This is a genomic window from Oceanobacillus massiliensis str. N'diop, assembly GCF_000285495.1.
GTDB lineage: Bacteria > Bacillota > Bacilli > Bacillales > Amphibacillaceae > Oceanobacillus > Oceanobacillus massiliensis.
In genome coordinates this window covers 60,692-76,155 of the sequence record NZ_HE610981.1, presented here as the reverse complement: position 1 = coordinate 76,155, position 15,464 = coordinate 60,692, and the positions used below count along the sequence as shown (strand labels likewise).

General features: G+C 41.8%; 16 protein-coding genes and 3 pseudogenes. All 19 read left to right on the top strand.

The features are described 5' to 3' along the window. Nucleotides 1–3 precede the first annotated feature (3 nt). The 19 genes and pseudogenes from rplQ to OMHG_RS16745 all read left to right on the top strand — a co-directional run bounded on the left by rplQ (nt 4) and on the right by OMHG_RS16745 (nt 15,436). Entirely contained in the window at nt 4–357 is a 354-nt protein-coding gene (gene rplQ, locus OMHG_RS16830; RefSeq protein WP_010652068.1) for a 50S ribosomal protein L17, read from the top strand. Between the two features lie 1,119 nt (nt 358–1,476). Further along, complete coding sequence (locus OMHG_RS16825) at nt 1,477–2,316, top strand: energy-coupling factor ABC transporter ATP-binding protein (RefSeq protein WP_010652067.1); 840 nt, start codon at nt 1,477–1,479, stop codon at nt 2,314–2,316. Beyond that, nucleotides 2,292–3,161 (top strand): energy-coupling factor ABC transporter ATP-binding protein, encoded by an 870-nt coding sequence (locus tag OMHG_RS16820; protein ID WP_010652066.1) that lies wholly within the window; start codon nt 2,292–2,294, stop codon nt 3,159–3,161. The genes OMHG_RS16825 and OMHG_RS16820 overlap by 25 nt, the downstream gene beginning before the upstream one ends. Continuing rightward, nucleotides 3,158–3,961 carry an energy-coupling factor transporter transmembrane component T family protein gene (locus OMHG_RS16815; RefSeq protein WP_010652065.1) on the top strand — a complete coding sequence of 268 codons (804 nt, stop codon included), beginning with the start codon at nt 3,158–3,160 and terminating at the stop codon, nt 3,959–3,961. Before OMHG_RS16820 ends, OMHG_RS16815 begins: the two co-directional genes overlap by 4 nt. Before the next feature lie 17 nt (nt 3,962–3,978). Next, entirely contained in the window at nt 3,979–4,728 is a 750-nt protein-coding gene (gene truA, locus OMHG_RS16810; protein ID WP_010652064.1) for a tRNA pseudouridine(38-40) synthase TruA, read from the top strand. 184 nt (nt 4,729–4,912) lie between these two features. After that, nucleotides 4,913–5,350: a 50S ribosomal protein L13 gene (gene rplM, locus OMHG_RS16805; protein WP_010652063.1), complete on the top strand. Its 438-nt coding sequence runs from the start codon at nt 4,913–4,915 to the stop codon at nt 5,348–5,350. A 19-nt stretch (nt 5,351–5,369) separates the two neighbouring features. Further along, nucleotides 5,370–5,762 (top strand): 30S ribosomal protein S9, encoded by a 393-nt coding sequence (gene rpsI, locus OMHG_RS16800; protein ID WP_010652062.1) that lies wholly within the window; start codon nt 5,370–5,372, stop codon nt 5,760–5,762. Between the two features lie 653 nt (nt 5,763–6,415). Continuing rightward, nucleotides 6,416–8,104: pseudogene (locus OMHG_RS19365) on the top strand (MMPL family transporter); the annotation flags it as partial. Nucleotides 8,105–8,293: 189 nt separating this feature from the next. Then, the gene (locus OMHG_RS19165) at nt 8,294–9,316 is read left to right on the top strand and encodes an efflux RND transporter permease subunit (RefSeq protein WP_315969527.1); all 1,023 of its coding nucleotides are present in this window, start codon (nt 8,294–8,296) and stop codon (nt 9,314–9,316) included. Nucleotides 9,317–9,323: 7 nt separating this feature from the next. Beyond that, nucleotides 9,324–9,899, top strand: a complete 576-nt coding sequence (locus OMHG_RS16785; RefSeq protein WP_010652061.1) for a TetR/AcrR family transcriptional regulator — start codon at nt 9,324–9,326, stop codon at nt 9,897–9,899. A gap of 129 nt (nt 9,900–10,028) precedes the next feature. Next, the gene (locus tag OMHG_RS16780) at nt 10,029–10,577 is read left to right on the top strand and encodes a cupin domain-containing protein (protein ID WP_044477091.1); all 549 of its coding nucleotides are present in this window, start codon (nt 10,029–10,031) and stop codon (nt 10,575–10,577) included. 371 nt (nt 10,578–10,948) lie between these two features. Then, nucleotides 10,949–11,167, top strand: a pseudogene (locus tag OMHG_RS19160) (TlpA disulfide reductase family protein); the annotation flags it as partial. A gap of 106 nt (nt 11,168–11,273) precedes the next feature. Further along, a pseudogene (locus OMHG_RS16775) lies at nt 11,274–11,752 on the top strand (DsrE/DsrF/DrsH-like family protein). Between the two features lie 85 nt (nt 11,753–11,837). Then, complete coding sequence (locus OMHG_RS16770; protein WP_010652058.1) at nt 11,838–12,137, top strand: rhodanese-like domain-containing protein; 300 nt, start codon at nt 11,838–11,840, stop codon at nt 12,135–12,137. A 20-nt stretch (nt 12,138–12,157) separates the two neighbouring features. Continuing rightward, nucleotides 12,158–12,733: a sulfurtransferase TusA family protein gene (locus OMHG_RS16765; RefSeq protein WP_010652057.1), complete on the top strand. Its 576-nt coding sequence runs from the start codon at nt 12,158–12,160 to the stop codon at nt 12,731–12,733. Between the two features lie 18 nt (nt 12,734–12,751). Continuing rightward, a complete protein-coding gene (locus OMHG_RS16760) occupies nt 12,752–13,156 on the top strand; it encodes a DsrE/DsrF/DrsH-like family protein (protein ID WP_010652056.1) in 405 nt (134 codons plus the stop codon). A gap of 19 nt (nt 13,157–13,175) precedes the next feature. Beyond that, nucleotides 13,176–14,306 (top strand): MBL fold metallo-hydrolase, encoded by a 1,131-nt coding sequence (locus OMHG_RS16755; RefSeq protein ID WP_010652055.1) that lies wholly within the window; start codon nt 13,176–13,178, stop codon nt 14,304–14,306. A gap of 68 nt (nt 14,307–14,374) precedes the next feature. Next, nucleotides 14,375–14,602, top strand: a complete 228-nt coding sequence (locus tag OMHG_RS16750) for a sulfurtransferase TusA family protein (RefSeq protein WP_010652054.1) — start codon at nt 14,375–14,377, stop codon at nt 14,600–14,602. A 51-nt stretch (nt 14,603–14,653) separates the two neighbouring features. After that, complete coding sequence (locus OMHG_RS16745; protein WP_010652053.1) at nt 14,654–15,436, top strand: sulfite exporter TauE/SafE family protein; 783 nt, start codon at nt 14,654–14,656, stop codon at nt 15,434–15,436. Nucleotides 15,437–15,464: the final 28 nt, after the last annotated feature.

The following is a 15,464-nucleotide window of genomic DNA, read 5'->3' as shown; positions in this document are numbered from 1 at the left end:
TCCGTGGCTAGAAAGTTAGGACGTACAACAGACAATCGTATGGCACTACTTCGCAACCTTGCATCTGATTTAATTATTCATGAACGGATTGAAACAACAGAAGCAAAAGCGAAAGAGCTTAAATCTATAGTGGAAAAAATGATTACACTTGGAAAACGTGGTGATCTTCACGCCCGTCGTCAAGCTGCATCATTCTTATACAACAAAGAAGCAGATGAAGAAAACAATGTTCTTCAAAAACTTTTTGATGATGTTGCTAAGCGCTACGAAGAACGACAAGGTGGATATACACGTGTTCTTAAACTAGGTGAACGCCAAGGTGATGGAGCAAAAATGGCAATCATTGAATTGGTTTAATCAACCACATGCGGCAAGGGCAGGACTCAATCTCTCTCACGAGGTTAATCCAAGCCCTTTTTTTGTAGAAAGAAAAGTGGTAATGTGCGTTTAGCGTTGTATGGGCTGGACTGAGCCGAAGTAAGATAAAGGAAACACGAAGAGCGTAGCGATTCGATGTTGACTTATCGACCGGAGGAGAAGGAAGCACAATAGACGCTGCACATTGGAGCTAGACAAAAAGAAAAGTGGTAATGTGCGTTTAGCGTCGTATGGGCTGGACTGAGCCGAAGTAAGATAAAGGAAACACGAAGAGCGTAGCGATTCGATGTTGACTTATCGACCTGAGGAGAAGGAAGCACAATAGACGCTGCACATTGGAAATAGACAGAAAGAAAAGCGGAGATGTGCGTTTAGCGTCGTATGGGCTGGACTGAGCCGAAGTAAGATAAAGGAAACACAAAGAGCGTAGCGATTCGATGTTGACTTATCGACCGGAGGAGAAGGAAGCACAATAGACGCTGCACATTGGAAATAGACAGAAAGAAAAGCGGAGATGTGCAGGTAGGGGCGGATGGAGCGCGGAATAAACAGCGGAGCCGCGGAAAAAGTGCTGGATTCGCGGGAAAACCAGCGGAGCCGCGGAATAACCGCTAGAACCGCGGAAAAATCAGGGGAATCGCGGAATAACCGCCAGAATCGCGGAATAACCAGCGAAAACGCGGAATAACCGCTGGAACCGCGGAAAAACCAGGGGAATCGCGGAATAATCGTCAGAACCGCGGAAAAAACCGGAGAATCGCGGAATAATCCGGGAAAGCGCGGAATAATCGCCAGAACCGCGGAATAAATAGTGAAAGCGCGGAATAACCGCTGGAACCGCGGAAAAATCGCGAGAACCGCGGAATAACCGGGGAAGAAGGAAGCCACAATAGACGCTGCACATCATAGCTAGCCAAAGCAAAGCGAAGATGTGCGTTTAGCTTCGTTTGGGCTGTGCTTCACAGGGCGTGAGGTGGTTTGATTGCTTCATCAGGTGAAGTGCCTTTAGTTGAACTTACTTGCTAATCCAGTCGAGTCAGTTGATGTTTGAAATACATATATAATTCCCGGGTATAGTTGAGTAGAGGAGGGTTCTGTATGAGGAAGAAAATAATCGAGTTTAGAAATGTATCGTTTCGGTACGGAGAAGAGGCCCCCTGGGTATTAAAGAATTGTTCATTTGACATATATGAGGATGAGTGGGTAGCTATTATTGGCCATAACGGTTCCGGAAAGTCTACGATAGCAAAATTGGTAAACGGGCTGCTGTTTCCCCAAGAAGGTGAGATTCTCATAGATGGTCAGCTTGTAAACGAAGAATCTATTTGGAATATCCGTAAAGAAGTCGGCATGGTTTTTCAGAATCCGGATAATCAGTTTGTAGGTGCAACTGTACAGGATGATGTTGCGTTTGGAATGGAAAACCGCGGTGTGCCAAGAGAAGATATGAAAAAGAGGATAACAGAGACCTTAACGGCTGTTCGCATGCAGGATTACTTGCTAACAGAACCCCATCGCTTATCTGGAGGTCAGAAGCAGCGCGTGGCAATTGCCAGTGTACTGGCTATTTCCCCTAAGGTTCTGATTTTGGATGAAGCAACTGCGATGCTGGATCCGAGCGGACGAAAAGAGATTATGGATACGGTTGCCTCTATCCAGGACGACCATGGAGTTTCTCTTATCACGATAACCCATGATCTGCAGGAAGTAGTTCAGGCTGACAGGGTTATCGTCATGAACAGGGGTGAGATCTGGAAGGAAGCCACACCAAGGGGGATTTTTACTCAAAAGGATGAATTGCGTAAAATCGGCCTTGATGTTCCTTTCGTAGCTATTCTGGCTGATGAATTGAAACAGGCTGGAGTTGCAATCGAGATGGAACCATTAGATCATGAAGAGTTGCTGGAGGGCTTATGGACATTACATTCAAGAACGTAACCTATATTTATCAACAGAATACGCCATTTGCACATAAGGCAATCGATAATCTTTCCTTTGATATTGCCTCAGGATCCTTTGTGGCAATTGTCGGTCATACAGGATCTGGGAAATCGACACTTATCCAGCATTTGAATGGGCTATCCGTCCCTACTGAAGGGGAGGTTTCGATTGGTGACTATCGATTGTCCAAAGCGGATAAACCAAAGGATATGAAGAAGCTGCGAAGCCGTGTCGGTGTCGTTTTTCAATACCCAGAGCACCAGCTGTTTGAAGAAACGGTTGAAAAGGATATTGCATTTGGTCCACAAAATTTTGGTGTAATGGAAGCGGAAATCCAAAAGCGAATCAAGGAAATTATCCCTGCGGTCGGACTTCAGGAAGACATTTTACAACGATCACCATTTGATTTGAGCGGAGGTCAGATGCGTCGGGTTGCTATTGCAGGTGTCTTGGCTGTAAAGCCTGATGTACTTGTACTTGATGAACCGACAGCCGGCCTTGATCCAAGAGGACAGAAGGAAATCATGGAAATGTTTTATAAGCTGCACCAAGAGCAGGATCTAACAACGGTCCTGGTTACCCATAGCATGGAAGACGCACTGAAATATGCAGATCATGTCCTAATTTTAAATAAAGGGACAAAGTACATGGAAGGCAGACCAGAAGAAGTATTTACCCAGAAGGAAGCGCTCCAGAAAGTGCAGCTTGATGTTCCGGAAATCGTGCAGTTTCTAAATGAGTTCGATGAGAAGTTTGGACAGGCAATTCCATTCCAAGGGCAATCCGTCGAGGAAGTTGCAAAGGCGATTCAGCGAATGATTGAAGGAGCTGAATCAAGATGAACAATTCTCTTATTATAGGCCAATACGTTCCCGGCAATTCATTAGTGCACCGTTTGGATCCGAGGACCAAGATTACGATTATCTTTTTCTTCGTTTTCATAGTATTCTTGGCAAATAATGTTGCGAGCTACGGCATATTAACCGTATTTGCCCTCATAAGCGTGTTAACCTCCAGGGTGCCTATTCGCTTTATCGCAAAAGGGCTGATGCCGGTCTGGTTTCTAATCGTATTTACGTTTATACTGCACTTATTTGTAACAAAAGAAGGCACGGTCATCTTTGAATATGGAATTTTTGAAGTTTATTCTGGCGGAGTTATCCAGGGACTAGCAATCTCTGTCCGTTTTTTCCTGTTGATTCTGATTACCTCCCTGTTGACGCTGACAACAACGCCAATTGAGATTACAGATGCAATAGAAGATATGCTTCGAGGTTTGAAAAGATTGAAGTTCCCCGTGCACGAACTGGCCTTAATGATGTCAATTTCTTTGCGGTTTATTCCGACACTGATGCAGGAAACAGATAAGATATCCAGAGCGCAGGCTTCCAGGGGTGTTGATTTTAAGACCGGACCAATCAAGGAGAGAATCAAAGCGGTAGTACCTCTGCTTGTGCCCTTATTCGTGAGCGCTTTTAAACGCGCTGAGGAACTGGCGATGGCAATGGAAGCGAGAGGCTATCAGGGCGGTGAAGGTCGCACGAAACTTCGTGAATTAAAGATAGAGATGCGTGATATCCTTATTTTTATATTCTTTGCTGTCGTGATTGCAGGATTGCTCATTTTAAGGTCGTATGGCTAAAGAAAGGCTTGAAGACAATGGCTAGGATTAAGTGTAAGATTAAATATGACGGCTCTGAATTCTCCGGCTTCCAGGTGCAACCCCAAAATAGGACCGTACAGGGTGTTCTGGAGAGTGTTTTGAAGGAGATGCATAAAGGGGCAGAAATACGTCTGCAAGCTTCGGGACGCACGGATACAGGCGTACATGCTATCGGACAAGTTATTCACTTCGATTCCCCCTTCGATATTCCCGAAAAGAACTGGAAAAGGGCATTGAATACACTTTTGCCCGATGACATATATATTCAGGAAGTTACCAAGGTATCGGATGAATTCCATGCAAGATACAGTGTAAAGGAAAAAGAATATCACTACTATGTATGGAATGCTGAGGAACCGGATATCTTCAAAAGAAATTATTCCTTTTATTTTCCCTACCAATTGGATATCGATAAAATGCTAGAAGCATGCCGGTATTTGGAAGGTACGCATGATTTCACGACGTTTTCCTCGGCAAAATCGACCATTAAAGGTGAAAAAATACGCACGCTTTTTCATGCATCCTGTAAAAAGCAGGGGAATGAGGTCGAATTTATTTTCCGTGGGAGCGGCTTTTTATACAATATGGTCCGTATTATGGTAAGCGTGCTGCTGGATGTTGGCCAGGGACGCAGAAAGCCAACCGATATTATCGACCTGCTGGCAAAAAAGGACCGTCAGCTGGCAGGAAAAACCATCTCTCCGCAAGGTTTGTACCTATGGAATGTAAAATATGAAGCCGACTAGAAAATATAAGGTTATTTTCTTAAATAAATGGCCCGAACCCTTGACATTTAGCTGCTCAGGGTATAACATGATATATGGCATTTTATTTCTAAACCATGATTAGCCCCGGAATCTAATTATGTTAAGAATATAAAAAACGAATGAAAATAAAAATGAAATATCGATATATGGAGGGAAATCTATCATGCGCACAACTTTCATGGCGAATGAATCAAATATTGAACGCAAATGGCTTGTTGTGGATGCTGAAGGCCAACGTCTTGGTCGTCTTGCAAGTGAAGTTGCTGCAATCCTTCGCGGAAAGCACAAACCAACTTACACACCACATGCTGATACTGGAGATAATGTAATCATTATCAACGCAGAGAAAATCGAATTAACTGGTAACAAAATCAATGACAAAATGTACTACCGTCACTCAAACCACCCAGGTGGATTGAAAGAACGCAATGCTGACGAAATGCGTACAAAATACCCTGAGCAAATGCTGGAAATCGCAGTCAAAGGCATGCTTCCAAAAGGTCCTTTAGGACGTAAAATGGGTAAAAAACTGCACGTGTTCAGAGGCGCTGAGCATACGCATCAAGCACAAAAACCAGAAGCTTACGAACTTCGCGGATAATTAAAAGGAGGTAAATCAATTGGCACAAGTACAATATTACGGCACAGGCCGTAGAAAAAGCTCAACTGCCCGCGTACGTTTAGTACCAGGCACAGGTAATGTAACAATTAATGGTCGTGATGCAAAAGACTATTTCCCATATGAAACTCAATTATTGATTTTGAACCAACCTTTAGTTACAACTGAAACTCAAGGAACTTATGATGTTTTAGTTAATGTTGGTGGTGGTGGATTCACTGGTCAAGCTGGTGCTATCCGTCACGGAATCGCACGTGCACTTCTTCAAGCTGATCCGGAATACCGTGGAAGCCTGAAAACTGCTGGATTCCTTACTCGTGACGCTCGTATGAAAGAACGTAAGAAATACGGTCTTAAAGGCGCACGTAGAGCTCCTCAGTTCTCAAAACGTTAATAAATCAACACTTGAAAATCCCCCAACCACGTGTGGTTGGGGGATTTTACTGTATATGCGGTGTTCTAAAAACAGGGGAAAATTCACACGTAGCATACACATATCATACAAGTAGCAGACAAATAATTTAGAGAAAAAGAAGCTGTGATTTTGAAATAAAGTTTGATACAATTCATTGATAAGATGGATTGGGATAGTGCAACAAACGGGCCAGTTAATTGAATAATTAGTTCTGGATCCTTATGAAATTTGCGATACTTGTTATCTGGTTAATGAAGCGCAGGTTGACCAAAGAGAAGCTCATATTATAGAGGGTTAATAAAACCCCATTTGAAAGTGGCCCCGATTTTGAGGCGCTTTTTAATTGTTGCCCAAAATTGAAACTGAAAAAGCAATAGTAAAATACAAAAATAGTTGTGCTAACCCAGTCTGAATTGTTTTACATATTAGTTTCACATGGAGTCCTTTGCATTCCTCATAGTTAACAGCTTTCTTAACCATCCCATACAACCTCTCCCGAAAATATTAATGAGTAAACTTTTCTTTTGTTTAAGCGTAAATAATTTATTTGACAAACAATAAATAAAACGATAATGTAAGTAAGTGATAACTTACATTGTGATCTGTGTTTTTACTTACAGGGGGGATGACAAATGAGGATACTAAAATTTATTGCGAACGGAATCGTGAAGTATCCAATCAGAGTGTTGACAATTACGATAGTCGTTATTTTATTGTTCGCCGTCGGAGCACAGCAGGTGGAATTGGCAACGGGCAACAACACACTTATTGAGGAGGATACCGAGGTTTATCAGAATAACCAAACATTGGAACAAGAGTTTGGTGGTGAATCGATAATTGTGCTGTATGAAGCTGATAATAAGTCCAGCCTATTGACACCTGAAACATTGCACCAAATGGAAAATCTTGAAAGCCAGCTGAGCAGTCAAGATGGTATTTATACAATTGTCGGTCCTCATACGGCAGTCGAAAACATATCGAAAAAAAAGGCGGAAAAATATAAAGAAGGCCTGACAGAAATGGCTGATGGGATGAACGGCATGGGTGAAAAACTTCAAGAAATCAGTGTAAACATCAAAGAAAATGCCACCGGACAGTCATTGCCGGATTTCGAATCAAAAATTTCCGAAATGGAAAAGCTCATCGGCAGGATGGTCGAAGGTCAGAAAAAACTTGAGCGGGGTTCAGGTGAATTGCTGGATGGCTATTCCAACATGGGAAGCCAGCTAAAAGATGTTGCAATGAAACTGCAGCAATCCGCAATACAAATGGAGAACAATGCTGAGGGCCCTGCCGGACATAAACAGGCTGCAAAGTTCAAACATTTTGGTGTGAAGCTTAATGCGATGGGAGATAAAATGATTGATGCATCCGTGAAAAGCGCTGGGCTTCCGAATGTATCGGGAAACACCATTAATGGTCTGCAAGGTCTGGACAAAGGTTTGAAGAATCAGCAGAGTCAGTTGCACGAAATAAGCGAGCGACAGGGTCAACAGCAAAAAGATCTGCAAGAACTTGCGGGCGGACTGGCAAAAATGGGAGAAAACCTTGTTTCCATGAGTGAAAATCTTAGGGAAATGATTGCTTTTTCTGACAGCATGTCCCCTGTCATCCCGAAAAAACTGAAGACACTTGAAAAAATGATTTATGAAGATGACGGATCACTTCGCAGCATATTTGATGACATGCTTATTGATGGACAATATATGACTTTCATGGTCAAGTTTACGGGTGATGCTACAGACACCAATAAAAGTAAAGCAGTTGCTTTTGTAAAGGATTATATGGAAGAGAACCCGATTGAAGGAATAGACACAATGGTGTCGGGAAAGCCGGTTTTGGATGATTCCATCCGGACAGAGATGAAAAATAGTATGCAAAAAATGATGGGTCTTTCGATTTTATTCATGATTATCGTGCTTGGACTTGTGTTTCGGGTGAAATGGCGCATTCTGCCACTTGTGATAATCTTGATTGCTGTAATTGGAACAGTGGGATTAATGGGATGGATCAGTGTGCCGATCACAATGGTTTCAATGGCGGTTTTCCCGATTTTGATTGGCCTCGGCATTGACTATGCTATTCAATTTCAGGCCAGGTATACAGAAGAAATGAAAGGGGGGAAACACTAAATGATGAAAAACAGAAGCACTGAAGGCGTCAAAAAAACTGTAACAAAGATGGCGCCTGCTGTTCTTACCGCTCTTTTGGCAACAGCAGTAGGTTTTTTATCCTTGTATACTTCACCGGTACCAATGATACAAGACTTTGGAAAAATGCTTACCATTGGTATGCTAATCAGTTTTATCGTTGGTTTGTTTATCCTGATTCCAATACTATTTACACGTGATTATTTTTTCACAAAATCGACGACAGAGAATGTAAAGATAAATACCGGGGAGTCAAAGGTGAACACCGGTTTTAGAAAAATCACTAATTCAATCATTAAACTCAGATGGCTAATCCTTTTTTTAGCAATTGTTACAGCAGCTTCCGGGATCTGGGGAGATATGTATACAGGTGTTGAAACAGATGTGGAAACTTTTATGCCTCAGGATACGCAGGAACTGGAGGATATCCACAAACTGCGTGATATTCTGGGTACAACCGATCAAGTTTCCATCATGTACGGCACAGACAATGTGCTTGATGAAAAAACATTGAAATGGTCGGAAGAAATGACTAATTCCCTTGAACAGGAATTCCCATCCGTTATAGTTGACACCAATTCCTTGTCAGCACTTTTAAAGAAAATGAATGAAGGTGAAATGCCGAATCAGAAAAAAACAGCTGACATTATTGAAGACATGCCGGAAGAACAGTTAAAACTATTTATAAACGAAGAAAGAAACAAATCTGTTATAAATGTTGGTATCAAGCACCTGGAAGCAGAGCAACTGCAGTCTTTTATCACGGAAACAAAAGAATATGTTGCAGGTAATAAGCTAGATGATATCAGTGCGACAATAACTGGTAAAGCGGTTGTAGATGTGGAAATGGTAACAGCACTAACGACAGGCAGATATAAAATGACCCTGTTGGGCATGGGTCTTGTTTTTCTTGTCTTATTACTGATTTACCGGCACCCGATAAAGGCTTTCATTCCCCTGCTGCCAATTGTGTTTATAGTTGGCTGGTCAGGCGGGGTTATGTACTTGTTTAATATTGATTACACTCCTTTAACAGCAACACTTGGCGCACTGATTATCGGTATTGGAACAGAGTTTACGATCCTTATAATGGAGCGGTTTTACGAGGAACGCAAAAAAGGTTTCAAAAGCCGGGAAGCAATCTTAACAGCCAATGAAAAAATAGGTAAAGCTATATTTGCTTCAGCCTTCACAACAATTGGCGGATTCAGTGCTTTGCTTATATCTGATTTCGTGATTTTAAGCAATTTTGGTATGATGATATTAGTGAATATTTCCTTTGCCCTTTTGAGTACGATCATTGTACTGCCCACAATATTGGTAATCCTTGACCGATTTGTGCGTACAAAAAGTGATAAGGGAACAGAATTTGTAACGGGGTGAAATAGGTATGCGAGATAAAACGGATCAAATTTTGAATGCAGCAATCAAGGTATTCATTTCAAAAGGGTTCCTACAGTCCACCACTCAGGAAATCGCTAAGGAAGCCGAGGTGGCCGAAGTAACACTTTACCGCAAATTTTCTACGAAGCAGAAGCTCTTTGAGACTGTGGTGAAAAAAGCACTGGAGAATGAATTTCATGCCAAAGTCATGAAGTTCGCGGAAGAACCGGGAACAAAGGAATTTTTTAAACGCATTCTGGATGATCGATTTACAGCTTTGTCAAAAAACCATATGCTTGCAAAGACACTGCTTGCTGAAAGTTTTATGGGACATTTAGCTGACGAAATTAATTTTCCCGTTATTATTTTTAATGGATTAAAAAAAGGATTGGATATACACTTTGCCGGATTTGAAAATAAACCTGATACAAACCTTCTTGCAAGGCAAATAGGGGGTATTCTTCTCGGCAGTCTGACATTCCCGCCGGAAGTGCCTTATCATAAGCAGTCCATACAGCAAAAGGCAGAGCTGTTAAACGTGCAGGTGCATGCTTTGGAAACTTTTATCCCCCGTGGTAATTGAATGGTTGCAGGAACACACGAGAGACTGAGACATTATTGTTTTTTCGAGAGAGATACAAAAGTAACTGAAAACAAACTTGGGACATATTATGATATTGTAATATATAATCACAAGAAAGGATTGAAGAATATGTCTCAGTATGAATATCCTTATTCCTACCCTTCAATTTGTAATTGTGGCAGGGTACCATATAGCTGGGGGGCAGCAAATGAATTTTATGCAAACCAACATTGGCCATACGCAGACCCCCGCAGCTATACGGGGCCCATGCTGCAGGATCATGGAAAAGAGCCATTTGTTCTGAATATAGATCAGGCTGCCAAGCAAAACAGTACTTTTCGTACAGCCATATGGACCGGGGATAACTTACAGGTTACATTGATGAGTATTGGAGTCGGGGAAGATATAGGTTTAGAAGTACATCCTGATGTGGATCAATTTTTACGTGTTGAAGCAGGCCAAGGAGTCGTTCAAATGGGAGATAGGAAAGAAAGTTTATATTTTCAGGATAGAGTTTTTGATGATTATGCAATTATGGTACCTGCAGGCGTATGGCACAATCTGATTAATACGGGTCGTACACCGCTTAAACTTTACACAATCTATGCCCCGCCTGAACATCCGTTTGGCACTGTTCATCGTACAAAGGCAGAGGCAATGGCTGCTGAGGAAAATTAAATCAGTTTTATTAGACGTGCAAACTTGAGAATGCTGATCAAAAAAATTGATTGCATGTCATTAAAAGTCAGGTTTCGACCGGGGGTGGATCTGGTCGTTGCCTGATCTTTTGTCTAAAACTTAACTTTTTCAAATAGGTTAGAGCACCGTTTTATTATTTTCATCAAGTTTTCATATTCATACTTTACTATGAATCATAAGAAAAAACCGGTTCAAGTGGAGGCGAAATCACCTCACCACCGCCTGCCGGTGAAAAGGATGATGTCAAAGAGATAGATAAGGTGGGGGTTTCAGTAGGACAAATTGCTCCGGACTTTAAATTAAAGACGCTCGAAGGAAAAATAGTGCGCTTGTGAAATTACCGGGGTGAACGTGTTATCGTCAATTTTTGGGTTACATGGTGTCCCTCTTGCAGAGCAGAAATACCTGATTTTCAAAAGCTCTATAAAAATAAGGATGTGGAAATATTAGCGGTTAATCTGACATCAACGGAAGAAAGGAAAGAAGGTGCAAAAAATCAAGTAGCATTGGTTATCACAAAAAAATGGGATATGCGCTTGACAAAATACCTGGCAGGGTATATAGTGTAACATGTAATGTTTTTAAAGGGGTTCAGCAAAAATGCGAACCCTATTATTAAACGGTATATAATACCCATACGGGTATTCGTAAATAAAAGGAGTTGAAAATTAATCAATGCAGGACAAAAAGAAAACAACAATTGTTTTGTTCAGTGGTGATTATGATAAAGCAATGGCTGCATATATTATCGCAAACGGCGCGGCAGCCTATGACCATGAGGTGACTATATTTCACACATTCTGGGGATTAAATGCGCTCCGGAAAGATAGTCAGGTTCCGGTAAAAAAGAATTTTCTCGAAAAAATGTTTGGAAAACTCATGCCGCGTGGTACAGATAAAATGGGCATATCCAAAATGAATTATTTGGGAATGGGACCAAAAATGATTAAACGTGTTATGAAAAAGCACAATGCTATGCCTCTTCCCCAATTGGTGGATATGGCTCAGGAACAGGATGTTAAACTGATTGCGTGTACCATGACAATGGATTTGCTCGGCCTTCAAAAAAAGAACTTCTGGATGAAATTGAATACGGCGGTGTGGCTGCTTATGTTGGAGAAGCAGAAGAAGGCAATATCAGTCTATTTATTTAGAATAATTTAATACCCCTACCCATATTGGTAAAAGGGGGTTGATTTAAGGATCTGTTAAATAACACTATCAAGGAGGTAAATTCAATTGAAATCAGTAAAGACGAACAAACTGGAAGAAAGAATCAAAAACAAAAGTGATGTAAATGTTATTGATGTACGCGAGGATGATGAGGTGGCACAAGGGAAAATAACGGGTGCGAAACACATTCCGCTTGGTGAGATTTCGGATCGAATCAATGAAATAGATAAAAACAAACACTATTATATGGTTTGCCGTTCGGGCGGCCGTAGTAGTAAAGCATGTGAAATTCTTATGAACCAGGGATTTGATGTAACAAATGTTGATGGCGGTATGCTCGCCTGGACAGAGAAAGTGGAGAAATAAATTAAAGGAGGCATTGATTCATGGGAATTACAGCAAATGAAACAGTGGATGCAAAGGGACTTGCTTGTCCAATGCCAATTGTCAAAACAAAAAAGGCTATTTCTGATTTGGCTCCTGGGCAGGTTATGGAAGTACAGGCAACCGATAAAGGATCCACAGCCGATATTAAGGCCTGGGCGGAAAGTACAGGTCACCAGTACTTGGGCACTGTTGAAGAAGATGACGTGCTGAAGCATTATTTGCGCAAAGCAAGTGATGATGAAGTGAAAAATGAAGCAAACTATGATGATGTGATTGATTTACAGGTGTTGCGGAATAAAGTCGATGGACTTGAAGATGTAACGATTCTTGATGTTCGTGAACAAGCAGAATATGCATTTAATCATATTCCGGGCGCAATCAATGTTCCGCTTGGGGAATTGGAAAACCGAATGGATGAAATAAATACTGACAAAGAGATTCATGTTATTTGCCGTACGGGGAGCCGAAGCGACCTTGCAGCCCAAAAGCTGTCACAAAAAGGTTTCAAAATCGTAAAAAATGTGGTGCCGGGCATGGCTGAATGGGATGGCTCAACGGAGAAATCCACAAAATAATTGAAGGAGGAATAAACAATGGAAAACAATAACACACGCGTAGCAATAATAGCAGCAAATGGTGGTATGTTCGATGCCTATAAAGTATTTAACATTGCAACAGCAGCCGCCGCATCGGATAAAGAGGTAGGGATATTCTTCACATTTGAAGGACTCAACCTGATTCATAAGGAGGCTCACAAAAACCTGGCGATGCCGGAAGGGAAAGAGCACTTCAAAGAAGGCTTTGAAAAAACGAACGTTCCATCCATCAGTGAGTTGTTGGAAATGGCTCAGGAAATGGGTGTCAAAATGATTGGATGTCAAATGACAATGGATGTTATGAATCTGGAAAAAGACGATTTTGTGGAAGGAATTGAAGTCGGCGGGGCAGCTTCATTCATTGAATTTGCCAAAGATGCTGATATTTCACTGACATTTTAAACAGTAGGAGGCTAATTGTATGACAAAAAGTATTACGACTGATGAACTCGCAAAACGGGTTGTCAACCGTGAGGAGACTCTCATCCTGGATGTTCGGAATACGGATGAGTTTGATGATTGGAAGATCGAAGGGGACAGCGTTGAAATAATCAATGAACCTTATTTCAATCTGCTCGATGGCGTTGACGCTATAGCGGATAACGTTAATAAAGATCAGGAAATAATTGTGGTTTGTGCCAAGGGGGGCTCATCAAAAATGGTGAGAGACCTTTTAGAAGAAGAAGGTTTTACACATGCTTATGACTTGGAAGGTGGCATGAAAGCCTGGAGTGAACATTTGGAGCCTGTCAAAATAGCAGACTTGAATGACGGTGGAAGTCTATACCAGTTTGTACGTCTTGGAAAAGGCTGCTTGTCATATATGGTCGTTTCCGACAAAAAAGCAGCGGTTGTTGATGCTAATCGTATGACAGGTATTTATGAACGTTTTGCTGAAGAAAAAGGTGTATCGATTGAGCATACGATTGATACGCATCTTCACGCTGACCATATTTCGGGTGGACGTCAACTCGCTGAAAATACCGGAGGCACGTATCATTTACCGGATAAAGATGCGGAAGAAGTAACATTTGATTATGCATCATTGGAAGAAGGAACAGATATTACTGTCGGCAACACAACTATTCAGGTACAGCCAATCTATTCACCGGGACACACAATTGGAAGCACATCGTTGATGATTGATAACAAATACCTGCTGACCGGAGATATTCTATTTGTGAAATCGATTGGCCGCCCTGATTTGGCTGGAAAGGCTGAAGATTGGGTCGGAGATTTGCGGGAAACGTTATACAGCCGTTATAAAGAACTGTCTGACGATCTGATTGTATTGCCCGCTCACTATTCATTTGTGGATGAACTTGGAAATGACGGAAGTGTCAAGGCACGGCTTGGTGATTTGTATCAGCGTAATTCAGGTCTGCAGGTGGAAGATGCACAGGATTTCCGGAAAATGGTAACGGAGAACCTGCCGCCGCAGCCAAACGAGCACGATAATATTCGTCAGACCAATATGGGTAAAATGAACCCGGAAGCTGAAAAACAGCGCGAAATGGAGATTGGCCCGAATCGCTGTGCAGTACACGGTTAATACATTTAACTGAATGGATGGGTCCAGAAACAGCACGGTGATTAAAAAATTACAAGGAGGAACTTATGATGGAAGCAGTAAAAGTATTAGATGCAAAAGGAATGGCATGTCCTATGCCGGTAGTAAAAACGAAAAAGGCAATCGAAGAAATTGAATCGGGTGAAATTCTGGAAGTTCATGCGACAGACAAAGGTGCAAAAAGTGATTTAACAGCTTGGACTAATTCAGGTGGTCACGAGCTGGTGGATCAAACTGAAGAAAATGACGTACTGAAGTTCTGGATTAAGAAATCCTAACGAGGGGCCCCTTATTCAGGGGTCTTTTCTTTTTATGAAAGGAGTATGGCTATGGAATACAGTTTAATGTTCATATTAGTCCTGTTTTTAATTGGATTTGGTGGTTCATTCCTATCCGGGATGGTTGGTATCGGTGGTTCCATTGTTAAATATCCGATGCTGCTATACATTCCGCCTTTATTAGGACTATCAGCGTTTACAGCGCATGAAGTTTCCGGCATTAGTGCCGTTCAGGTTTTGTTTGCTACAATTGGCGGGGTATGGGCATACCGGAAAGGTGGATACCTAAATAAAACACTGATTATTTATATGGGGATAAGTATCCTGCTTGGAAGCTTTATTGGTGGTTATGGTTCCCAGTTCATGACGGATGGCGGCATCAATTTTGTGTATGGTGTAATGGCTACCATCGCAGCCGTTATGATGTTTGTTCCTAAAAAAGGGATCGACGATACCCCGCTTGACCAGGTTACATTCAACAAGTGGCTGGCTGCATTTTTTGCATTTGTAACCGGTATTGGGGCCGGAATTGTAGGTGCGGCAGGCGCATTTTTATTGGTTCCAATTATGCTGCTTGTGCTGAAGATACCGACACGTGTGACGATTGCATCTTCACTTGCCATTACATTTCTTTCAGCCGTTGGTTCAACGGCAGGTAAAATAATGACGGGCCAGGTGTTACTTATTCCGGCTGTGATCATGATTATTGCTAGTCTGATTGCATCTCCGCTTGGTGCAAATGCCGGTAAGCGAGTAAATACGAGAGTATTACAAGGCATTCTTGCCGTTCTGATTCTGGCAACAGCTGTTAAAATATGGTCGGATTTTTTCTAGGATAACCAGTTACCTAATGGATTAGGAG